The organism is Corynebacterium nasicanis, assembly GCF_042658165.1.
Lineage (GTDB): Bacteria > Actinomycetota > Actinomycetes > Mycobacteriales > Mycobacteriaceae > Corynebacterium > Corynebacterium nasicanis.
Window position 1 is genome coordinate 314315 of record NZ_JBHSQE010000009.1, and the last position, 21860, is coordinate 336174.

General features: G+C 68.5%; 21 protein-coding genes and 1 tRNA gene. 10 read left to right on the forward strand and 12 right to left on the reverse strand.

All coding sequences use genetic code 11. The annotated features are described in order from the left end of the window. The 3 genes from ACFPUZ_RS10200 to ACFPUZ_RS10210 are packed head-to-tail and all read right to left on the reverse strand — an operon-like array spanning window position 1 to window position 4843. Window positions 1–1524, reverse strand: a complete 1524-nt coding sequence (locus ACFPUZ_RS10200; protein WP_377001801.1) for a monovalent cation/H+ antiporter subunit D family protein — start codon at window positions 1522–1524, stop codon at window positions 1–3. After that, window positions 1524–1901, reverse strand: coding sequence for a cation:proton antiporter subunit C (locus ACFPUZ_RS10205; protein ID WP_377001802.1), 378 nt, complete (start codon window positions 1899–1901; stop codon window positions 1524–1526). Before ACFPUZ_RS10205 ends, ACFPUZ_RS10200 begins: the two co-directional genes overlap by 1 nt. Then, complete coding sequence (locus ACFPUZ_RS10210; RefSeq protein ID WP_377001803.1) at window positions 1898–4843, reverse strand: DUF4040 family protein; 2946 nt, start codon at window positions 4841–4843, stop codon at window positions 1898–1900. The genes ACFPUZ_RS10205 and ACFPUZ_RS10210 overlap by 4 nt, the downstream gene beginning before the upstream one ends. A 120-nt stretch (window positions 4844–4963) precedes the next feature. On the opposite strand from ACFPUZ_RS10210, the gene ACFPUZ_RS10215 reads away from it, so the two are divergent. Further along, window positions 4964–6349 (forward strand): hypothetical protein, encoded by a 1386-nt coding sequence (locus tag ACFPUZ_RS10215; protein WP_377001804.1) that lies wholly within the window; start codon window positions 4964–4966, stop codon window positions 6347–6349. Window positions 6350–6357: 8 nt separating this feature from the next. On the opposite strand, the gene ACFPUZ_RS10220 is transcribed toward ACFPUZ_RS10215, so the two are convergent. The 4 genes from ACFPUZ_RS10220 to ACFPUZ_RS10235 form a co-directional block, all read right to left on the reverse strand. Then, entirely contained in the window at window positions 6358–7656 is a 1299-nt protein-coding gene (locus tag ACFPUZ_RS10220) for an amidase (protein WP_377001805.1), read from the reverse strand. Between the two features lie 8 nt (window positions 7657–7664). Further along, entirely contained in the window at window positions 7665–8777 is a 1113-nt protein-coding gene (locus tag ACFPUZ_RS10225; RefSeq protein ID WP_377001806.1) for an iron-containing alcohol dehydrogenase, read from the reverse strand. Window positions 8778–8916: 139 nt separating this feature from the next. Further along, window positions 8917–9867, reverse strand: a complete 951-nt coding sequence (locus tag ACFPUZ_RS10230; RefSeq protein WP_377001807.1) for a VOC family protein — start codon at window positions 9865–9867, stop codon at window positions 8917–8919. Between the two features lie 352 nt (window positions 9868–10219). Further along, entirely contained in the window at window positions 10220–10843 is a 624-nt protein-coding gene (locus ACFPUZ_RS10235) for a TetR/AcrR family transcriptional regulator (protein WP_377001808.1), read from the reverse strand. Between the two features lie 154 nt (window positions 10844–10997). Here ACFPUZ_RS10235 and mhpA point away from each other — a divergent pair, with 154 nt between their 5' ends. After that, window positions 10998–12599, forward strand: coding sequence for a bifunctional 3-(3-hydroxy-phenyl)propionate/3-hydroxycinnamic acid hydroxylase MhpA (gene mhpA / locus ACFPUZ_RS10240; protein ID WP_377001809.1), 1602 nt, complete (start codon window positions 10998–11000; stop codon window positions 12597–12599). Window positions 12600–12783: 184 nt separating this feature from the next. On the opposite strand, the gene ACFPUZ_RS10245 is transcribed toward mhpA, so the two are convergent. Then, window positions 12784–12860 (reverse strand) — tRNA-Pro (locus ACFPUZ_RS10245). A gap of 73 nt (window positions 12861–12933) precedes the next feature. Continuing rightward, a complete protein-coding gene (locus ACFPUZ_RS10250; RefSeq protein ID WP_377001810.1) occupies window positions 12934–13842 on the reverse strand; it encodes a metallophosphoesterase in 909 nt (302 codons plus the stop codon). A gap of 35 nt (window positions 13843–13877) precedes the next feature. Here ACFPUZ_RS10250 and ACFPUZ_RS10255 point away from each other — a divergent pair, with 35 nt between their 5' ends. Further along, the gene (locus ACFPUZ_RS10255; RefSeq protein WP_377001811.1) at window positions 13878–14351 is read left to right on the forward strand and encodes a GatB/YqeY domain-containing protein; all 474 of its coding nucleotides are present in this window, start codon (window positions 13878–13880) and stop codon (window positions 14349–14351) included. Between the two features lie 12 nt (window positions 14352–14363). On the opposite strand, the gene ACFPUZ_RS10260 is transcribed toward ACFPUZ_RS10255, so the two are convergent. Continuing rightward, complete coding sequence (locus ACFPUZ_RS10260; protein ID WP_377001812.1) at window positions 14364–16718, reverse strand: transglycosylase domain-containing protein; 2355 nt, start codon at window positions 16716–16718, stop codon at window positions 14364–14366. Between the two features lie 147 nt (window positions 16719–16865). On the opposite strand from ACFPUZ_RS10260, the gene ACFPUZ_RS10265 reads away from it, so the two are divergent. From ACFPUZ_RS10265 to ACFPUZ_RS10280, 4 genes are all read left to right on the forward strand, one after another. Then, window positions 16866–17201 (forward strand): WhiB family transcriptional regulator, encoded by a 336-nt coding sequence (locus ACFPUZ_RS10265; RefSeq protein WP_377002258.1) that lies wholly within the window; start codon window positions 16866–16868, stop codon window positions 17199–17201. A 24-nt stretch (window positions 17202–17225) separates the two neighbouring features. After that, the gene (locus ACFPUZ_RS10270; RefSeq protein WP_143337501.1) at window positions 17226–17381 is read left to right on the forward strand and encodes a DUF4177 domain-containing protein; all 156 of its coding nucleotides are present in this window, start codon (window positions 17226–17228) and stop codon (window positions 17379–17381) included. Then, complete coding sequence (locus ACFPUZ_RS10275; protein ID WP_377001813.1) at window positions 17381–17842, forward strand: RidA family protein; 462 nt, start codon at window positions 17381–17383, stop codon at window positions 17840–17842. The genes ACFPUZ_RS10270 and ACFPUZ_RS10275 overlap by 1 nt, the downstream gene beginning before the upstream one ends. Before the next feature lie 66 nt (window positions 17843–17908). Next, complete coding sequence (locus ACFPUZ_RS10280; RefSeq protein ID WP_377001814.1) at window positions 17909–18724, forward strand: MBL fold metallo-hydrolase; 816 nt, start codon at window positions 17909–17911, stop codon at window positions 18722–18724. Window positions 18725–18787: 63 nt separating this feature from the next. On the opposite strand, the gene glxR is transcribed toward ACFPUZ_RS10280, so the two are convergent. After that, window positions 18788–19471 carry a CRP-like cAMP-activated global transcriptional regulator GlxR gene (glxR, locus tag ACFPUZ_RS10285; RefSeq protein WP_377001815.1) on the reverse strand — a complete coding sequence of 228 codons (684 nt, stop codon included), beginning with the start codon at window positions 19469–19471 and terminating at the stop codon, window positions 18788–18790. Between the two features lie 155 nt (window positions 19472–19626). Beyond that, window positions 19627–19773, reverse strand: a complete 147-nt coding sequence (locus tag ACFPUZ_RS10290) for a hypothetical protein (protein ID WP_377001816.1) — start codon at window positions 19771–19773, stop codon at window positions 19627–19629. A 32-nt stretch (window positions 19774–19805) separates the two neighbouring features. Here ACFPUZ_RS10290 and nth point away from each other — a divergent pair, with 32 nt between their 5' ends. The 3 genes from nth to ACFPUZ_RS10305 are packed head-to-tail and all read left to right on the forward strand — an operon-like array spanning window position 19806 to window position 21855. Further along, the gene (nth, locus tag ACFPUZ_RS10295; protein WP_377001817.1) at window positions 19806–20495 is read left to right on the forward strand and encodes an endonuclease III; all 690 of its coding nucleotides are present in this window, start codon (window positions 19806–19808) and stop codon (window positions 20493–20495) included. Next, on the forward strand, window positions 20492–21076 hold the full coding sequence (locus ACFPUZ_RS10300) for a TlpA family protein disulfide reductase (RefSeq protein ID WP_377001818.1): 585 nt from the start codon (window positions 20492–20494) through the stop codon (window positions 21074–21076). The genes nth and ACFPUZ_RS10300 overlap by 4 nt, the downstream gene beginning before the upstream one ends. Further along, window positions 21073–21855: an NUDIX hydrolase gene (locus ACFPUZ_RS10305; protein ID WP_377001819.1), complete on the forward strand. Its 783-nt coding sequence runs from the start codon at window positions 21073–21075 to the stop codon at window positions 21853–21855. The genes ACFPUZ_RS10300 and ACFPUZ_RS10305 overlap by 4 nt, the downstream gene beginning before the upstream one ends. Window positions 21856–21860: the final 5 nt, after the last annotated feature.

The window sequence follows — 21860 nt, forward strand, 5'->3', positions numbered from 1 at the left end:
TCAGCGGCCTCCCTGGAGGTCGGTCATGTCGGGCACACCGATGGGGTTCTCGCCGAGGACGGCGGCCGCGTAGCCGTCGACGTCGAGGAGACCTGCGGTGGCGGTGAGGGTGGCGTCGATAAGCGGGCCCGCGAGCAGGAACATAGCCAGCGAGCCGACCATGAGCACGGCCGAGGGGGCGATGAGGCGGCCGGAGACGCGCAGCTCACGGGGGTAGCGCTGCATCGGCTTGCCCCAGAACACCTCGCGCCAGACGCGCAGCATGGACAGCAGCGCCCCGAGGGAGGCGACCACGATGACGGCGATGACCAGCCAGGCCCACCAGTCGGCGGCGCGGGTGATCTCGACGACGAGGAGCACCTTGCCCCACATGCCGGAAAAGGGCGGGAAACCGACGATGGAGAAGGCGCCGGCCGCGAAGAGGGCGGCGACCAGCGGATCGCGGCGCGCCAGGCCGGAGAGCCGCGTGAGCAGCCCGGTGGCGTAGGTCTCCTCGATGGCGCCCGAGGTGAGGATGAGCGCGCCGACGGTGATCATGTGGTGCAGCGTGTACAGCAGGCCGGCGGCCAGGGCGCGTTGCGGATCGTCGCCGGTGAAGGCCAGCATGACGAGGATGAAGGGCATGCCGTTGATCATCTGGTAGCCCAGCACTCGGCGGATGGAGTTCTCCGCGAGGCCGGCGAAGGCGCCGACCAGCATGGAGACGACCATGAGGGCGATGATGAGCCAGTTCCAGCGGTCCTCGAGATCGAAGATGTTCACGTAGATGCGGTAGAGCATGTACACGGCCACCTTGGTGTGCAGGCCCGAGAACAGACCCATCACCGCGGCGGAGGATTCCGGGTACGTGCGCGGCAGCCAGGTGTGGACGGGGAAGACGCCGGCCTTCGCGCCGATCGCGATGATGACCAGGCCCATCGCGACGACTGCCGGACCGTTCCCCGCTGCGGCCCCCTGCAGCGCGGCGATGTTGACCGAGCCGGTGACGCCGTAGAGCACGCCGACGCCGATGAGCAGCAGCGTGGAGGCGGCCAGGTTGACCAGCACGAAGGTGCGGCCCCCGGCCAGGCGCGCCCACGTGCCCGACATCGCGATGAGGCCGTAGGACGGCAGCAGCATGACCTCGATGAACACGAAGAAGTTGAACAGATCCGCGGTGAGCAGCGCGCCGTTGACACCCGTGATGAGGATGAGCGTCAGCGAGGCGTAGTAGCGGGAGACCGTCTCCCCGGAGATGGTGGCGAACCAGTTGGCGGTGGCCGCCACGATCATCGTGGTGACGATCATGATGGCCGCGAAGGTGTCCGCCGCGAAGGGGATGGCCACGCCACCGACGTAGAGGCCGACATTGTGGGCGATGGGTCCGTGCGCGGCGGTGTGGGCGAACAGCCAGCCACCGGCGATGATGCCGAGCACGGGGATGCCGATGTGGAGCACGTCGCGGGCCCAGCGCCACGGCAGGAGCACCGCCACGGCCGCGGTGAACAGCGGGACGGCGGCGAAGAGCGGGAGAGTCCAGTCCATTAGTTGCCTCCGTTACCGGCCGCACGGCCCAGGGTGGCGACGGGATCGACACCGATGTTGTCGTCGGCCGGCTCCGGGACGTCGGTGTCGTCGTCGCGGCCCAGGGCGGCCAGGGTGAGCAGAATTGTGGTGGTGGCCATGGCGATGACGATCGCCGTGAGCACGAAGGCCTGCGGCAGCGGGTCGGCCGCCACGTCGAGCGCGGTGCGGTCCGGGAAAGGCTCCCCGCGCCATGCCCCCACGCCGGAGGCCAGCAGGGTGAGGTTGGCGGCGTGGCCCAGCAGGGACATGCCGAAGACGATGCGGACCATGCCGCGCTGCTGGATGAGGTAGACGGACCCGGTGACCAGGATCGCGATGGTGAGGGCGAGAATCATCGGGCGGTCTCCTCGGTGCTCGGGGCGGCGGGATCGGCTGCGGGATCGGCGACGAGCACCGAGCGCGGGGCGTCCGCCGGGTTGATCGGCGCGGGGAAGGCCTCGGCGTGCTCCGCGTCGGGCTCGACGGGCGGAGTGGCGGGGAGGGGACCGGTGTCGTCGATACGCGCGTAGTCGAGGTCGTTGACGTCGACGCCGGGGCGCAGATAGCCGCCGAGGGCGTTGATCGCCATGGTGAGCATGCCCAGCACGGCCAGGTAGATGCCCAGGTCGAAGATGAGCGAGGTGGTCATGTGCTCACCCAGGATGTAGCCGTGGATGGCGTAGAGGAAGGAGCCCTCGAGCAGGCCGATGAAGCCCGCGCCGACGGCGGTCATGATGCCGACGCCGGTGAGCCACACCGGGGTGGACTCGCGGAAGACGATGCCGTCCTGCCCCTTGGACAGGTAGGCCAGGCCGATGGCCCCACCCATGATGAGGGCCGCGACGAAGCCGCCGCCCGGATCCTGGTGGCCGCGCATGAACACGAGCACGCTGAGCAGCACCAGCACCGGGATGACCAGCACGATGACCTTGCGCATCGGGATCGAGTTGAGCTGCGACTGCCCGAAGGGCGCCGGGCGGGTGCCCTCCTTGAAGGGGTGGCGCGGCATGGAATGGGCGACGGCGGCGATGACGATGGCCGCCATGCCCAGCACCGAGAGCTCGCCGAGGGTGTCCAGGGCGCGGAACTCGACGAGGATGGTGGCCACCACGTTCTGGCCGCCGGTGATCTCCGGGGCCTCGGTGAGGTACCACATGGCCAGCTCGGAACGCTCGCGGCGCCCCAGCAGGGCGAACACGCCCCCGAAGGCGACGACGCCGGCGGCCAGCGCGATGAGCAGCGAGCCGATCTGGCGGCGGCCGGACTTCACGCGGGGGAAGAGGTTCGGCTGGTAGCGCAGGACCATCATGATGACGATGACGGTGAGGGCCTCGACGGTGAGCTGGGTCAGCGCCACGTCCGGGGCGCCGAGCAGCATCATCTGCAGGCTCATGCCGACACCGACGGTGCCGATGAGCACCGCCGCGGACAGGCGCGAGTTGGTGAGCGCCAGGCCCACGACGGAGACCGCGATGATGACCAGCGGGATGAGGTCCCAGGGGTTGTCCAGGCCCGCCGTGCGGGGGGCCGGGGTGATGCCGTCGACGCCGGGGGAGAGGAGGGTCGCGCCGCCGAGGACGATGACGCACAGCACCAGCGGCAGCAGGTGGCGCGAGGGGTTGTGGGTGTTGGCCAGGGAGCCGAAGGCGCGGCCGAGGAGGGTGGAGGCGCGGACCCCGGACTCGAGGAGCTGGTTGCCGGAGCCGGGGAACATCCGCCGCCCCTCGAGCAGCGGCCACAGGCGGCGGCGGAACACCACGCCGAGGATGCCCAGCGCCAGCACCGCCAGGGAGATGAGCAGCGGGGTGTTGACCCCGTGCCACAGCGCCAGATGCGACTCATGCGGGGCGCCGATCGAGGCGGTGACGGCGTCGAGGGGGGCGTCGGCGAAGGAGACGAGGAAGGCCAGGGGCAGGGAGAGCAGACCCGGGAGGGCGGCCGGCAGCCACAGGGAGACGGGGGCCTCGTGGACGCCGGACATGTCGCGGGGTCCGTCGAAGAAGGCGCCGAAGACGATCTTCGCCGAGTAGGTGAAGGTGAGCAGCGCGCCGATGGCCGCGAAGAACAGCAGCACACCGGAGTAGGGGGCGTCCTGGAAGGCGGTGAGCATGCCCTCCTTGGAGAGGAATCCCAGCAGCGGCGGCACGGCCGCCATGGAGGCGGCGCCGATGACCACCGAGCCGAAGGTGAAGGGCATGCGGTCCCACAGACGGCCGAGGCGGCGGATGTCCCGGGAGCCGGCCTCGTGGTCGATGACACCGATGAGCATGAACAGGCTCGACTTGAACAGGGCGTGCGCGGCGGTGTGCACCACGGCCGCCGCCAGGGCGAAGGGGGTGCCCACGCCGATGGTGGCCACGATCCAGCCCAGGTGGGAGACCGTGGAGTAGGCGGTCAGCTGCTTGAGGTCCGTCTTCTGCACCGCGAAGGCCGCCGACATGACGGCGGTGGTCATGCCGACGATGATGAGCAGGCCGTTCCACACGGCGACGTCGTGGAAGACGGTGGAGAAGCGCAGCAGCAGGTAGATACCGGCCTTGACCACGGCCGCGGCGTGCAGGAACGCGGAGACCGGGGTGGCGGCGGCCATCGCCTCGGGCAGCCAGAAGTGGAAGGGCAGCTGGGCGGACTTGGTGAACGCGGAGACGGCCACCAGCACGGCCAGCCCGGCGGTGAGGCCCGGTCGCTCCGCCCAGAAGTCGGCCGCGAGGATCGCGGAGAGGCGGGTGGTGCCCGCGGTGGTGGCGGCGACGGCCACGACGACCAACAGGGTGAGCCCGCCGATGAAGGTGAGAATAAGGGTGCGGATCGACCCGGCCTCGCCGGCCGAACCCGAACGGGCGATGAGCAGGAAGGAGGCCAGGGACACCAGCTCCCACGCCAGGAACAGCAGGATGACGTCGTCGGCCAGCACCAGCAGCAGAATCGACAGCGTGAACGCCGTCATGATGGTGTAGAAACTGGTGTTCCCGCGGCCCTTCGGCAGGTAGGCGGCGGAATAGATGAACACCACGGCGCCGATGACCAGGGCCAGCAGCGCGAAGAAGACGCCGAGGGCGTCGCCGCGCAGGGACACCGCGACGTCCATGCCGGGCGCGACGACGTCGCTCACCCAGGCCTGTTCGAAGGTGAGGGGGCGGCCGTCGATGACGCCGGGCAGTTCCCGGCCGAGGAGCGCCGCCCCCGCGAGGAAGAGGGCGGCCAGTGGCCACCCTGCCTTTCTGTCCAGGAGCCGCACCGCCGGGGCGGCCGCCGCCACCGCTGCAGCGGCGAGCGTTATGACGAGGATGAGGGTCACAGGGAAACCACGCTCTTAGGAGATCGGGTACAGGTCAAGAATCCCAATTGACGTTACCAGTCGGCCCCGACGGTGCGCCTACCCCATCTGGCACCCCTTCTACCGTTAGTTTCTTAAGTCATGAGCCCGTCCCTCCGCCACTGGATCACCGCGCTGCTGCTGGTGGTCCCCCTGGTCATCGGCGCGGCCGTCGCTGCCGCCACCCACCTCGACCCCGCCTCCGCGTGGAGCAGCGGGGAGGAGCCGGCCGCCGCCCCCGTTGCCGTCAGCTCCCCGGAGCTTGTCGACGCCCGACGTGCCGCCGGCGAGGCGGGCGTCCAGGCGGGGTTCCTCACCACCGGAACCGGGGAACTCGCCGACGGTGTCGCCGAGATGAAGACGGGCGCCGCGGAGCTGCCGACCCAGTTCAACGAGGCGGTCGTCGGGGCCCAGCAGCTGCACCAGGGCCTCGTCGAGCTGCAGGCCGGCGTCGGGCAGCTGGGCACCGGCGCGGGCGAGGTGGCCGACGGCGTCGGCGGGGCGGTCGACCAGGTCATCGGCCTCGGGGCGCTGCGGGGACAGCTGCTCCTGGCCATCGACGACACCCTCCACAACCTGCAGGGGGTGCGCGATCCCGAGGTCGTGCAGGCCCGCGAGCAGCTCACGGGCCTGCGGGGCCAGGTGGAGGTCCTCGAGCTCGACGGGGAGATGGCGCAGCAACTGCAGGCGCTCAAGGAGGGCTCCCGGGAGATCGCCAACCAGCTCGGCGTCCCCGGCTACGCCTTCCACGACGGCGTCTACTCCGCCACCCGCGGCGCCCAGGACCTCTCCGCCGGGCTGACCCAGGCGCAGGGCGGGGTCGGCGACGCCGTCTCCGGCGTCGAGGCGCTCGAGGAGGGCACCCAGCGCATCGACGACATGGCCACCCGCACCCAGGACCGCATCAGCGCCGTCCAGCGCGCGCTGCCCGTGGCTCCGGCCGCCACCGGCGAACCGGCCGCGGCCGTCGGCCCCTCGCTGTCGCCGCTGTTCGCCCTGCTCATCGCCGCCCTGGTCATGGTCGGCGGAGCCTTCGCCGGCGCTTATCGACGCCCCCTTCTCCTCGCCGTCGCCATCCCCGCCCTCACCGCCGCCGGGGTGCTGCTCCTGTGGCTCGTCGGCGGCGGCCTCGAGGCGCGGGTGCTGGCGCTGTCCGTCCCCGTCCTCGCGCTCGGCGCGCTGGCCGCAGCCGTGGTCACCCGCCAGCTCGTGCAGCTTTTCGGCGCGCTGCCGGGCTCGCTGGTGGCCGGGGTGCTCGGCCTCGTGCAGCTCGGCGTCGTCGGCTGGGTGTGGAAGACGCTGACCACCACCGAGGTCTCCGCCGCCTGGCAGGTCGCCGCGAACCTCTCCCCGCTGAACTGGGCCACCGCCGGGCTGACCGCGGCAGGCAACGCCGGGACTCCCGGGGTCCTGTGGCTCTCCCTCGGGGTGCTCGGCGCGATGGCCGTGTCGGGCCTGGGTGGGGCGGTGCTGGAGCGGCGTCGATAAGCGGGGTCTTAAAAGGTGGCGATGATCGATTCCACCCACTCGGCGGCTGCCAGGAGCTGGCGGTCCCGCCCCGGGGCCGCGATCAGCTGGAGGGACACAAAATCCCGCCCCGGCACGGGGAGGGCGATCGCGGGAAAGCCCGTCAGACTGGCCAGCCCGCAATAGGTCATCACACCGCGGCGAAAAGCCGCGAGGGCGACGGGATCGTCGACGTCCTCGATGGCGATGGGGAAAGCTCCGCTGGTCGGCAGCAACAGCACGGAGTCGCCGAGCAGGTGGCCCAACAAAGAACGCATCCGGGACCGGTCGAGTGTCGCCTGCAGATAGTCCTGGAGATCGTTCGATTCCGCAGCCTGCAGCCGGTGGCGGAGGAGGGGGCTGTAGGCGTCGTGGGCCGCCGGCCACCACCCTTCCTCCTTATGTACCTGCAGGGCCTCCGTGGTCACGATGTCCCCCAGCAGCTCGTAGATCCCCTGCTCCGGCAGCGACACCTCAGTGGCATTCAAGCGCTCCGCGACCTTCCTCAGCTCGGTGTCGATGGCAGGTTCCACGGCCACCCCGTCGAGCCTTTTCAGCCACATGACGTGCGCCTCGCGCGGGTCTGCGGGCTCGACATCGACGTTCAGGGCCGCCAGGGTCGTCCTGGTGTCCGCCACGCTGCGCGCGATGATGCCCACCGTGTCCAGGGAGGGCGCCAACCGCGTGACGCCGACGCCGCTGAGGGAACCGAAGGTGGGTTTGAAGCCGACGACTCCGCAGAAGGCGGCGGGAATGCGCACGGAACCCGTGGTGTCCGTCCCGACCGAGACAAACACGTCCCCCGCGGCGACAGCCACCGCGGAGCCACCCGACGACCCGCCCGGCGTCAGCGTGGGATCGAGAGGATTCCTCGTCGGCCCGAAGTGGGCGTTCTTCGAGGTGATTCCGAAGGCGAACTCCTCTGTCGCCACCTTCCCGAGAATGAGGGCGCCCTGGGATTTCAGGAGGGCGACCACCGCGGCATCGTCGCGTGCCCGAGAGTGAAAGGCCTGTCCCGAGCCGTTGGTGGTGCGCATGCCCGCGACATCGATGATGTCCTTGACGGCGACCGGGACTCCTTCCAGAAGGCGCATCTCACCAGCGTCGATGCGGGCCTGTGACTCCGCCAGATTCGCAGGCTCCTCGCTGGTAATCCAGGCGTTGAGGGAGACATGGCGATCCCTGCTGCTCCACGCCTCATCCACCGTGCCCCGGACGGTCGCGGTGCCCTCCCGGTAGTTCGTGTGGAGTTGCAGGATCGAGGGAAGATCGCTCCTGACAGTATTCATGTCTGCTCCTACTGCACGGAGACGAGCAGTTGCTGCAACCGTTCCCGGCGGGAAGCCGCGGATTCCTCCGGCCCCAGGACGGCCAGGGAATCCGGGAATTCCCGTGCCACCTCCTCCGCGAGGATGTCGACGTCGCTGCCTTCCAGACCCAGCTGGGTCAAGGTGGTCGGCAACCCCAGGTCGCTCACCAAAGCCCGCATGAGTGCACCAGCCTGCTGCGAGCCGGGGTCGCCGCCTCCCGCGAGTGCCTGGGCGATCCTGCTCAGGTCCACCGCGCCGGAGCGGTGCACCGCATCCATGACAGCCGGCAGGGCGACACCCGAGGTCAGACCGTGTGACACGTGGAATCGGCCGCCCAGGGCATGCCCGATCCGGTGGCTCAACCCCAGGGTCATCGAGGCCGGGAAGGGATAGCAGTGCCAGGCAGCGACCAACGCCCGCTGCCGATTATCGACGCTCGGTTCCGACGCTTCCTGTCGCAGAGCAGCGGACATGCGACGAATCCCGCCCAGCAGCAGCTCTTCGAGGAACACATTCGGCCCCGTGGCGATGAACGCCTCCACCGCATGATCGAGTGCCTTGAGGCCCGTGCTCACCCAGAGCTGGTCCGGGGTGTGGCGCGCCCACTCGCCGTCCAGCACGATCTCGTTCGCCACGACATCGGATCGCACGAAGCTCTTCTTCCGCGTCGTGCCGTCCTCGGTCACGGTCACGCCATAGAAATGGGCGAACTCGGCGCCGGACAAGGTGGTCGGCACTGCCACGAAGGAGGGACGTCTCCTGCCGGCATCGCTCACCTGGGCCAGGGCGGCCTTGATCAGGTCAAAGACGGATCCACCTCCGATACCCAGAATGTAGTCCGGGGTCGTGGCCTGCAGGGAGGCTGCCAGTTCCTCGACCAGATCTGCCGGCACGTGCGCTTGTGCAAAGACGGTGTCCACTGCACCGGCATGGGTTGTGAGGGCCTCGAATTCCCCGCTTCCTGCGAGGTTGCGGTGCAATGACCTGCTGGTGACCAGGCACACCCTGCTCCCCGCGAACTTCTCCGAGACCTCGCGCAAAGCGCCGACCCCGCTGGTGATCTTCTCGATCGGAAGAAAATTCAGTGTATCCGTGCTCATGTCGTGCCGCCTTTGTGTGTGGTGATGATGGCACTGAGGGAAGCGGGAATGGGCAATTCCATTCCCGCTTCCCTCAGTGAGTTCGTACTTGTGGAAGGGCGCATGAGCGCGGTGGCCATGCCCCATTCCTCAGGGACTCTCAGGCCTCAATCGTCTCGAGCTGCGACAGGATCTCCTCGCGGCGCGACTCGAACTTGCCCGGCAGCTGGAACTTGGTGCCCAGCTCCTCGGGGGACTCGTCGCAGTTCCAGCCACCTGCCTCGTCGGTGATCGCCAGCTCGAACAGGGAGCCGGAGGGTGAGCGGACGTAGACGGACTTGAAGTACTTGCGGTCCTTGAGCTCGGAGATATCGGTGTATCCCGAGCCCTCGATCTCGAGCTTCACTGCGTCCTGGTTCTCCGCGTCGCCCATGTTGAGCGCGAAGTGGTGGATTGTTCCGTCGCCGTAGATCCAGCTTCCCTGCGACTCATGGCGGTTGACGTTCATCTCGCAGACGCCGCCGGAGTTCTCGGCACCGATGGTGACCTGGTAGCTGTCGCCGTCGGTCAGCACGTCGTTGTGGGTGAAGAAGTCCTTGATGAACTCGACGTTGGCCTCGGGGCTGAAGCAGTCGACGCCCATGCCGTAGGCGCCGTGGATGGCGAACTCCTGGGGAACGTCGGTGCCGCGGTAGCCCTCGCGAGGATCACCCGCCACAGCCACGAACTGGTAGTCGATGCCCGCCGGATGCTGGAATGCCAGCCGCTCGGTGCCGAAGCGCTCCAGCGTCCGGGTCTCGACGTTGCCGTTCTCCAGGCGACGCCGCCAGAAATCGATGGAGTCCTCGGGAACCGAGAGAAGAATTTCCTTGGACTGGTTGGTGCCCCGACGTCCCTTGATGCCGGCCTGGCCGAAGGGGAATGTCGTCAGGATCGAGCCCGGCTCGCCGTTCTGGTTGGAGTAGTACAGGTGGTACACGGGGGTGGTTCCGTCGAAAAGCACGGTTCGCTTGATGAGGCGCATGCCCAGCAGCTTCGTGTGAAAATCGACATCCTCCTGGGCTCCTCCCACGCACATGGTCAGGTGGTGTCCGCCGGCTACAAATGTCATCGTGATCTCCTCCTCGTGGTTTTGTAATGCTGATCACTGGCATCAACATAGGCCCGCTCACGACGCCCAAACAAGGGCCTCCGGGCGGCCGGAACTCCAAAAGTGAATGAGTATTCACCGGCGAATGGCCATTCACCTGCGACGATGATGGTGTCGCGCGGAAAATCTTTCGCCACCCCCGCCGGACTACCCCCGAAACGCGAAAAACGGGCCCGTGTGGGCCCGTAGATGCTGCTTAACCTGCATTTTTAGGGATCGGGGACGCCGGAGGCCCGATGTGTGTCGATTGTCGGCCCTGGAAGGCGATGGCTTCGCTTGGCCTGGTCGGTTCCCGGGTTGCGGGACTCGGCTCTCAGGCGCTGAGCGTGGGAAGCGGCCTGTTGGTCACTTCCGTGGCGTCATCGTGGGTCACGCCCACCATGCGGAGCATGGCGCGGGCGAAAAGCTTGTCGCAGCGGCCCGGGTGCTCATCGTTGAGCTCGCCCTGCAGTGCCGAGACGAGCGCGCCGAAGGTGCAGTTCACGGCGAGGTCGACGTCTTCGATCATGAAGCGGCCCGCCTCGATTCCGCGTACGAGATCTCGCCGGCATCGGCGGCCCATGGTGCGCATGAGGGCGGGGTGTGCGGCGCCCATCTGCACGAAGAGGCCTCCCCACACCCGGTCCGTCAGGGCATGCAGGACGAGGTGGCGCAGCGAACCTGCGTAGGTCTCGGCGGGGTCGTCCAGGACCGAGAGGTGACGGTCGAGGGCCGCGCCCACCTGCTCCATGGATTCTTCCGCGACCGCGGCCAGAAGCTCATCGCGGGAAGGGAAGTAGTTGTAGAAGGTTCCGGTGCCGATGTCGGCGGCCTCGGTGATCTCGAGAACGCCCACGTCGTGGAAGCCGCGCTCGGAGATCAGCACCTGCGCAGCCTCCATGATCCGCGCCCGGGTGCGTTCCCGGCGCAGAGTCCTTCGATCGGTGCTCCCTGCCATAACAAAAAACCTAGTTGATGAGGCGAAAGGGCATGACTCGGGGGTGGGTGGGGGGTGTCGCCTACGAAGTGAACCCTTGCTCATATGTGAATCATCATTCACTATCTAGCGCAGACCCTATGGCCCACATCACTCGCGGAAGGAACACTTCGCAATGTCACAGACCTTTGATGCCGACGTCGCCATCGTGGGCGCAGGCCCCATCGGAACCCTCCTTGGTTTGCTCCTCGGGCAGAAGGGGCACACCGTCACGATCCTGGAAAAATGGCCCACTGCCTTCGCCCGCTCCCGGGCCTGCACCTTCGACCACGAAATCGCCCGCATCCTCGGGTACGTGGGAGTCGACTCGGAGAACGACTCCTCCATCGAGTACCACACGAAGGATCCCTACTCCTGGCGTAACGCCAAGGGCGAGACCCTCATGGAGATCGACTGGAGCAGCATGTCCGACTCCGGTTGGCGCACCCGCTACTGGTTCTATCAGCCCGACTTCGAGAAGCGCCTGCACGGAATCGCCGACACCATGGAGGGGGTGAGCATTCGCCGCGGATGGCACGTCGTCGGAATCGAGCAGGATGAGGACTCGGTGACCCTGCACGGCGAACTCACCTCCAACCCGGAGGTGGAGAATCCGGACAATCCGAAGGAACAACTCCGCGCCCGCTACGTCATCGGAGCGGATGGCGCCAACAGCTTTGTCCGCCAAGCTCTCAACCTCGAGATGAATGACCTGGGCTTCTTCTTTGACTGGCTCGTCCTGGACGTCCAGCCGACCCAGGAACTCGAGCACGGGCCGGTCCACTGGCAGCTGTGCGACCCGAAGCGTCCCACCACCATCGTTCCCGGTGGTCCGGGGCGTCGTCGCTGGGAGTTCATGGCCCTGCCCGGCGAGGACCTCCAGGAGATGGTCACCGAGGACAACGCCTGGAAAATGCTGGAGCCGTGGGGCGTCACCCCGGAGAAGGCCATCCTGGAGCGCACGACGATCTACCGCTTCCAGGCCCGGTGGGCCGAGGAATGGCGGCGGGGCCGGGCATTCATCGCGGGTGACGCCGCGCACCTCATGCCACCGTTCGCCGGTGAGGGCATGTGCGCGGGGGTGCGGGATGCCCTCAACCTCTCCTGGCGCCTGGACCTGGTGCTCAAGGGCAAGGCGGACGACAAGCTGCTCGACACCTACGAGCAGGAGCGCCGCGACCACGCCCGTGACTACATCGACTTCTCGATGGAACTGGGCCGCGTCATCTGTATTCCTGATGAGGAGGCGGCTGCTGAACGCGATGCGCGCATGATCGACGAGATGAAGAACTGGGACGGCGTACCCCGCAACGCAGACGTCGCCCAACTCGGCCCCGGAGTGTGGCAGGCAGACAGTCCCCTGGGCGGGGACCTGGGTAAGCAGGGAATCGTCCAATACCAGGGCAGGACCGGGCGATTCGATGATGTGGTGGGACGCGGCTGGAGCGTCATCGGCATGAACTCACGGCCGGTAGACGTGCTCGATGAGAGGCAGCTGTTCGTGCTCGACACCATCGGCGCGCACTCCGTGAGTATCGGTTCGGAGAGCGGCACTGTTGACGTCCTGGACAAGGACAGGCTCTACGAACGGTGGCTGACGGAGGCCGGAGTGAAGTACGCCATCCTGCGCCCGGACTTCTACGTCTACGCCACCGCCCGGGATGAAAGGGAACTGGCGCAGCGCATCGATGAGCTTGCCCAGCTCCTGCATCTGGTGGAAGCGCCCGTCCTGAGCTAGCTGCCTCCTTGAGGGGGCAGTGGGTATGGCTGCCGGGCCGCTGGCCTCGCGGCGTGCCCACACCGTGCCCACATCCGCGCCCACACCTCCCCACGTTCCCCCACATCTACCTGGGGTTTCCCTAGGTAGGGAAAAACCCCCTCGCTCCGCGTTTCCGCTGGTGAGAGGGGGTTTTCTACGTGAGTGGTCGGGATAACAGGATTTGAACCTGCGACCTCTTCGTCCCGAACGAAGCGCGCTACCAAGCTGCGCCATATCCCGGTGTTCCGCAGATCAACTCCGCGGTACCTGGAATACCTTAGCCCACATTCACAGCGGGCGGCAAAACGCCAGGTCAGGAGGCGATCTCGGTGATGCGCAGCAGGGTGGCGGAGGGGCGGCAGAACAGGCGCAGCGGCACGAACTTGGAGGTGCCCAGGCCGTTGGTCACGTGCATCTTCATGCGGCCGAAGTCGTGCAGGCCCTGGACGCGAGCGCGGTCGATGCCGCAGTTGGTCACGATCGCCCGGGAGCCGGGCAGGCAGAGCTGCCCGCCGTGGGTGTGCCCGGAGAGGGAGAGCTGGTAGCCGTCGCGCTCGAACTCGGCGAGGACGCGGGGCTCCGGGGCGTGGAGGAGCGCCAGGGAGAGGTCGGCGTCGGGGTTGGGGGGGCCGTCGATAAGCGAGTAGTCGTCGAGGTCATGATGCGGATCATCGACGCCCGCGGCGGCGATCCGCACGGGCCCGACCTGGAACTCCAGACGCTGATGCGTGGCGTCCTGCCAGCCGCGTTCGATGAAGGCGGCGCGCATGTCGCGCCACGGCAGGTCGATGTAGGAGGGGATGCGGCGCAGGCCCACCAGGTAGGAGAACGGGTTGGGCAGCTGCGGCGCCCAGTAGTCGTTGGTGCCGAAGACGAACATGCCCGGGCGGTTGAGCAGCGGGCCCAGGGCGCGGAGGACGTCGGGGACGGCGCGCTCGTCGGAGAGGTTGTCGCCGGTGTTGACCACCAGATCCGGTTGCAGGGCGTCGAGCGCGGAGACCCACGCTTCCTTTGTCTCCTGGCCGGGGATCATGTGCAGGTCGGAGAGGTGGAGCAGGCGGAATTCCCCGCGTCCGCGCAGCGTGCCGGGCGGCAGCAGGGGCACGGTGATGTCCTTGAGCTCGAAGCGACGCAGCTCGGTGTTGCCCCACACGGCGAGGCCGATCCCGGCGAGGGCGGCGGTGCCGGCGGCACTGATCAGCGAGAAGATGGTCTTGTTCACCCGCACCACCTTAGCGGCAGAGTAGCGTGGTCCCCATGAGTGAGCTGAAGGACAAGATCCGCGCCGACCTGAAGACCGCGATGCTGGCCAAGGACAAGGGCCGCACCGGCACCATCCGGATGCTGCTGGCCGCCATCCAGGGGGAGGAGACCACCGGCGCCAAGCACGAGGCGAGCGACGAGGAGATCCTCAAGGTCATCGCCCGGGAGATCAAGAAGCGCCGCGAATCGGCGCAGATCTACACCGACAACAACCGCCCGGAACTGGCCGAGACCGAGCTCGCCGAGATCGCGGTGCTCGAGGACTACCAGCCGGCGCAGCTCGATGACGCCGCTGTCGCCGCGCTTGTCGACGCCGCCGTGGCCACCGTCGCCGCCGACGCCGGCGTCGCGCCCGCCGAGGTGTCCATGAAGCAGATGGGGCAGGTCATGAAGGTCGCCACCGAGTCCGCCGCCGGTCAGGTCGACGGCAAGCGCCTGTCGACGGCCGTGCGCGCGGCGCTGGGCTGATCGCCTGGCTGATCAGAGCCCGAGGGCGTCACGCAGCTGGTTGGTCATCTCGTCGATGTCCTCCTGCGAGATCTCGGGCAGCGGGAGGGGGGCCCGCGGGGTGGGGGCCGGGGTGTAGCCCCGGGAAATATCCAGGATGACGGTGCCGCCCGGCTGGAGCAGTCCGTCGGGGCGGGCCTGCTCGACGCGGCCCCGCGGCTGGGAGCCGTCGACCGTGCTCACCTGGACCCGGTAGCCCTGCCCCTCGAGGGTCTGGCGGGCCTGGGTCTCGGTCATGCCCACCACCTGCGCCAGGACGGCGTGGGTGGTGCCGAGGTCGTAGCGCGCGTCGTGTCCGGAGAGGCCCCCGTTGAGGGCGGCGGGTACCTGGTTGGCGGTCTGGAACCAGGAGTAGGCGGCCTCGCTGCCGCCGAAGAGATCGCCGTAGCCGCACTGGCGCACCGGCGCGGTGCACAGCGGGGAGGAGGAGGTGCCGTCGTTGTAGATGTAGGGCGCCGCCGCGAAACCGCTGTTGAAACCGAGGAATGCGGAGGACAGATGGGACTCCGTGGTGCCGGTCTTGGCGGCGGCCTGCCCGCCCCACCCGTTCGCGGCGGCCGCACGGGCGCCGGTGCCGGTGATGAGGTCCTCGGACATGCCGTCGGCCAGGGCGTGGGCGACGCCCTCCTCCATGACCTGCTCACAGGCGGGCCTCTCGAGGAAGATTTCCTGGCCGTCGCGGTCGGTCACCGAGACGATGGGATTCGGCTCGCACCAGCGGCCGCCGGAGGCGAGGGTGGCGCCGACGTTGGAGAGCTCGAGCGGGTTCACGGCGGTGGGGCCCAGGGTGTAGGAACCGAGGTTGGCGTTTTTCATGTAGTCCGCGATGGAGCTTTCGCCGTCGTAGGTGCCCGGGGTCTCGTAGCTGCGCAGGCCCAGCTTGACGGACATGTCCACCACGGCCGGGACCCCGACCTGCTCGATGAGCTGGATGAAGGTGGTGTTGGGGGAGTGGGCCAGCGCCTCCCGCAGGGTCATCTGCTCCTTGTAGGTACCGGAGTTCTCCACGCAGTAGGTGTTGGGCGGGCAGTTCCGCGCGCCGCCGGTGCCCAGGCCGCGGGCCTCGTAGCGGGTGGGGACGGGCAGGACCGTCTCCAGGCCCATGCCCTCCTCGAGGGCGGCTGCGGCGGTGAAGATCTTGAACACGGAGCCCGCGCCGTTGCCCACCAGGGAGCTGGGCTGGGGCAGGACGGTCTCGCCGGCCTCGAGGTGCAGGCCGTAGTTGCGGGAGGACGTCATGGCGAGAATGTTGCGGGACTCCTGGCCCGGCTCCACGACGTTGATCACCTCCGCCACGCCGACGGTCATGGGGTCGACGTTGCGGCTGGCGGCCGCGCGGGCGGCGTCCTGCACCTGCGGATCGAGGGTGGTGGTGATGGTGTAGCCGCCCTCCATCAGGCGCTCCTTCTCCACCCCCTTGGACTCGAGGTACGTGAGGGCGTAATCGCAGAAGAAACCGCGGTCCCCGGCGGCGATGCAGCCGTTGGGCAGGGTGGCGGGGGAGTCGAGCACGCCGAGCGGCTCGGCGATGTAGGCCTCCGCCTCCTCCGCGGTGATGATCCCCTGGGCGGCCATGGCCTGCAGCACGGTGTCCCGGCGCTGGGTGGCGCCTTCGAGGTTGGTGTACGGATTGAGGTACTCCGAGGACTGGACCATGCCGGCCAGCAGCGCGGACTGCGGGACGCTGAGCTCGGCGGCGCTGATGCCGAAGTAGGTGCGGGCGGCGGCCTCGATGCCGAAGGAGCGGTTACCGAAGGGCACCAGGTTGAGGTAGCGGGTGAGGATGTCGTCCTTGGACAGGTTGCGGTCCAGGTCGGAGGCCATGCGCATCTCCCGCAGTTTGCGGGGGATGGACTGCTCGACGGCCGCGGCCTGTTCGGCCTCGTTCTCCGCCTCGATGAACAGCAGGTAGTTCTTCACGTACTGCTGGTTGATGGTCGACGCACCCTGCTCGACGCCGCCGGCGAGGACGTTGGTGGCCATAGCGCGCACGGTGCCCTGCATATCGACGCCGTCGTGCTCGTAGAAACGGTGATCCTCGATGGCGACGATCGCGTCCTTCATGTGCTGGGAGATCGCGTCGTTGGCCACGGGGTAGCGGCGCTGGTTGTACAACCACGCCATCGGCTGCCCGGTGGCGTCGGTGATGGTGGTCACCCCGGGGGTGGTGCCGTCGGTGAGGTCCGCGAGGTTCGACTGCATGGTCTCGTTGGTTCGGGCGACCCCCACGCCGGTGATACCCGCGACGGGGGCGAGGGCGACGGCACCCGCTACACCTGCGACGATGGCGGCGGCGGTGATATTGGCCAGGGATTTCCACACAGACACGCCTCTTACCCTACGCAGTGGAGGGGGGTGGTGGGAACTAATGATTGCCCCTGGAAGTGTGACGTATTCGACTTAGTGTGAAGACTGTGAATACACTTACACGCAGAAAGACCACGCCACTTCCGGCCTGTCTGATTGGAGAGCATGATGGCAACCCCGCTTGCAGGAGAGACCCTCCGTTCCCCGTTCGAGCAGCAGTCCGTCTGTTACGAGCGCGGAGAGTGGATCACTCACGCCAAGTGCCGGGCCGGTGACCCGGACGCCCTGTTCGTCCGCGGTGCGGAACAGCGCAAGGCCGCCGTCATCTGCCGGCACTGCCCGGTGGTCACCGAATGCCGCGCGGATGCCCTCGACAACAAGGTGGAGTTCGGCGTCTGGGGCGGGCTGACCGAGCGGCAGCGTCGCGCTCTGCTGCGCAAGAACCCGCACATCACCAACTGGGCCGAGTACCTGTCCTCCGGTGGAGAACTCAACGGCATCTGAGACCGCCGCGGGTAGTGTGGTGCCATGACCAATTGGGAATACGCCACTGTTCCGCTGCTCAGCCACGCCACGAAGCAGATCCTCGACACCTGGGGCGAGGACGGCTGGGAGCTCGTCACCGTCATCCCGGGACCGAACCCGGAGAATGTCGTCGCCTACATGAAGCGGGAGAAGAACTGATGTCTTCCGTCTCGCAGCGCCTCTCCGAGCTGGGCATCGAGCTGCCCGCCGTCGCCGCGCCCGTCGCCGCCTACGTGCCCGCCATCCGCACCGGTAACCAGGTGTGGACCTCCGGCCAGCTGCCTTTCGTCGACGGCCAGCTCGCCGCCACCGGCAAGGTCGGCGCGGATGTCACGTCCGAGGAGGCCGCCCGTCTGGCCCGCTCCGCCGCCCTCAACGCCCTCGCCGCGGTGGATGCGCTCGTCGGCATCGACAAGGTGACCCGCGTGCTGCGCATCGTCGGCTTCGTCGCCTCCGCCGAGGGTTTCACCGCCCAGCCGGTCGTGGTCAACGGCGCCTCCGACCTCATGGGGGAGATCTTCGGGGAGGCCGGAGAGCACGCACGGTCCGCCGTGGGCGTCGCGGAACTGCCGCTGGGTTCCCCCGTGGAGATCGAGCTCATCGTCGAGGTCGCGGACTGATCCACCCCGGGTCTTTCTCCGGCATTCGGTTCGGCAGGCCGGGGCAAGCGGGCTAAGCTGGTGCGCATGGAGCATCCTGCCTACAGCCAGCTTCGACCGGTCTCTGAGTCCGTGTCCGTCGTCCTGTGCCCGAACCCGGGTTACGCCTCACTGGAGGGTACGAATTCCTGGGTCATCCGTGCTGAGGGGGACACCCACAGCATCGTCATCGATCCCGGCCCGGAGGACGAAGGCCACCTCAACGTCCTCGGCGCGAAGGCGGACAAGGTCGGCCTCGTCCTGCTCACCCACCACCATCCGGATCATGCGGACGGCGCCCACCGCTTCCGTCAGCTCACCGGCGCCCCCATCCGGGCCTTCGACCCGACCATGTGCGCCGGCGAGGGCACCCCGCTTGCCGACGGCGACATCATCTCCGTCGACGGCGTCACCCCGCAGGTCGAGGTCGTGCACACCCCCGGCCACACCGCGGATTCGCTGTGCTTCTTCATCTGGTCCGGCAGGCCGGGAGAGTCCACCCTCGAGGGCATCATCACCGGCGACACCATCGCCGGCCGCCACACGACGATGATCTCCGAGACCGACGGTGACCTGGGCCAGTACCTGGACACCCTGCGCCTGCTCGAGGAGCGCGGCCAGGGCGTCACCCTGCTCCCCGGCCACGGCCCCGAGGGGGAGGACGTGTCCGCCTTCGCCCGCAAGTACCTCGACCGCCGTGAGCACCGCCTGGAGCAGATCCGCGAGGTGCACGAGCGCCTGGGCGCGGACGTCGACCTCAAGACCCTCATCGACGAGATGTACGACGACGTCGACCCGGTCCTGCGCCACGCCGCCGAGCAGTCCACCCGCGTGGCCCTGCGCTACCTGGCTGCCCAGCAGTAACCCCCTCAACGACAGAACCCGCCGCACCCCCTGGGAGGGGCTGCGGCGGGTTCTGTGGATTCTCTAGCGGGCGCGCTTGGCCAGCGACTCGGTGTCCACGATGAGGACGGACTTGCCCTCGAGCCGGATCCAGCCGCGGTGGGCGAAGGTGGCCAGGGCCTTGTTCACGGTCTCACGGGAGGCGCCGACGAGCTGGGCGATCTCCTCCTGGGTGAGGTCGTGGTTGACGCGCAGCGCGCCGCCCTCCTGGGAACCGAAACGGTTCGCCAGCTGCAGGAGCGTCTTGGCCACGCGACCGGGGACATCGGTGAAGATGAGGTCGGCGAGGGAGGCGTTGGTGCGGCGCAGGCGGCGGGCCAGCACGCGGAGCAGCTGCTGGGCGATCTCCGGGTGGTCGGAGACCCACTGCTTGAGCATGTCCGAGTTCATCGTCGCGGCCTGCACCTCGGTGACGCACACGGCGGAGGAGGTGCGCGGGCCCGGGTCGAAGATGGACAGCTCGCCGAACATGTCGGAGGGGCCCATGACGGTGAGCAGATTCTCGCGGCCGTCGGAGGCGTGGCGGGCGAGCTTCACCTTGCCGGCGGTGATGATGTACAGGCGGTCGCCCGGCTCACCTTCCTCGAAGATGGTTGTTCCACGGGGGAAACGGACGGTCTCCATGTCCTTGATCAGGTTGTTCACGGCAACCGGATCAACCCCCTGAAAGATTCCGGCGCGGGACAGGATCTCCTGTACACCTTCCACTTGACGCTCCTCGGTCCTCTCGACGGCACGCCGGGAGGCCCCACGAAAACTGTGGCGGGGCCCTGTTGAGGGCACGGGTGTGTCTCTCGGCGCGGTGTGTTCCTCACCACCCTACCGTGGAATTGGTCACGTGCGAGGAGCCTCAGGGAAATTTGTCACATTTCTTCTGCCGCGGCGTCGGCGGCGGCGCTCCCCGCAGCAGCCGCAGGCGCCGACGGCAGGATCCACGACTCCAGCTTCTCCATCTGCATGGCGAAGAGGGCGAGGATGATCGGTGCTGCGACGACGAGAACGACGGTCATGAGTGTTCATCGTAGTGGCTAAGCTGTCCGGTATGCCGGTCAGATCCCCACGTTCCCACCCCGCCGCCCGCGGCACCGAGACTGACCTGGGCCGTACCCGCCGCGCCCGCCGCATCAACCGGCAACTGGCGGCGGAGTACCCGGACGCCCACTGCGAGCTCGACTTCGCCGACGCCTTCCAGCTCACGGTGGCCACGGTGCTCTCCGCCCAGACCACCGACGTCCGCGTCAACCAGGTCACCCCGGAGCTCTTCGAGCGTTTCCCCACCCCCGCGGCGCTGGCCGCCGCCGGCACCGCCGAGCTGGAGGAGATCCTCCGCCCGCTCGGCTTCTTCCGCGCCAAGGCGAAGAGCCTGCTGGGCCTGGGGGAGTCCCTGGTGGCCCGTTTCGGGGGACAGGTGCCCGAGGTTCTCGACGATCTGGTGTCACTGCCCGGGGTGGGCCGCAAGACCGCCCTCGTCGTGCGCGGCAACGCCTTCGGGCTGCCCGGGCTGGCGGTGGACACCCACGTCGCCCGGCTGGCGCAGCGGCTCCGGCTCAGCGAGTCAGCAGATGTGCGGCGGATCGAGGAGGATCTCACCGCGCTCATCGAGAAGAAGGAATGGACCATGTTCTCCCACCGGATGATCTTCCACGGGCGCCGCGTGTGCCATGCGCGCCGCCCCGCCTGCGCGGAGTGCGTCATCGCGCGGGACTGCCCCTCCCGGGAGGTGGCCGCATGAGTCGCCCGGCGCTGTGGAGCGTGCTCGTCGCGGTCCTGCTCACCCTCGCGGTGGGCGCAGGGGCCTTCGCCATGCTCCGCACCATCAACAACCCCGGCGAGCCGACGCCGACGGCGGGCCCGGAGGAGACGGTGACGGAGGGGGCGTCGATAAGCGGGCGACCGGACTGCCCCGCGAGCGGGGCCGGCGGAGTGGACCTCGACTGCCTCGGCGGCGCCGGCAGCGACGCCGCGCCGACGGGGATCACCGTGGTCAACGTGTGGGCCTGGTGGTGCGGGCCGTGCCGCGATGAGCTGCCCTTCTTCGATGAGCTGGCCGCCGCGCACCCGGAATACACCGTGGTGGGCGTGCACGCCGACCGCAATCCGGGCAACGGGGCGGCGCTGCTCGCTGAGCTGGGGATCTCCCTGCCCAGCTACCAGGATCTGGACAACCGTTTCGCCGGCACCCTCGGGCTGCCCGGGGTCATCCCGCTCACGGTGGTCTTCGACGGCGAGGAGCAGATCGCCCTGTTCCCGCGCACCTTCGCCTCGCTCGCGGAGCTGCAGGACGCCGTGGCGGGGGCGGTGGCCAGCCGATGAGGATGGATTTCGGTACCGACCGCCCCGGAGAGAACACGCGGCTTGCGCCGGAGCGCGCGCCGGGCTGGATGCGCCACCTGGTGAGCCGGGTGGAGGGCGCCAGCGAGCACCCGGACGTGCGCCGGGTGGACGCCCGCGGAAGGACGGGCCCGGTCCAACCGGGTCGCTCCGCGGCGGTGCTCATGCTTTTTTCCGGGGCCGACCACCTCCGCTCCGACCCGCCGCGCGACGCTGCCGTCCTGCTCACGCACCGCTCGCCGACGATGCGTTCGCACTCCGGGCAGATCGCCTTCCCCGGCGGGCGCATCGACACCACCGACCTCAACCCCGTCGACGCCGCGCTCCGCGAGGCCTGGGAGGAGACGGGACTCGACCGCAGCAGTGTCACCCCCGTCGCGGAGTTGGAACCGGTGCACATCCAGGCGTCCGGCTACCCCGTGCACCCAGTGCTCGGGCACTGGCACACCCCCGGCGAGGTCGGGGTGGCCAGCCCCGCGGAGGCCGACGACGTTTTCCCGGCCTACCTCGCGGACCTGGTGGACCCGCGCAACCGCCTCATGGTCGGCTGGTCCGGCTGGACGGGGCCCGCCTTCACCATCAACGACTACCTCGTGTGGGGTTTCACCGCGGGGCTGCTCTCCGCGCTGCTTCACCAGGGCGGCTGGGAGGAGGACTGGGACCGGGAGACCACCCTCGACCTGCAGGACACGCTGGCGAAATCGCGGAACAACGAGCCTCACTATTCCGAGCCGGGGAACCGGGTAAGATTCCTGCGATAACCGAC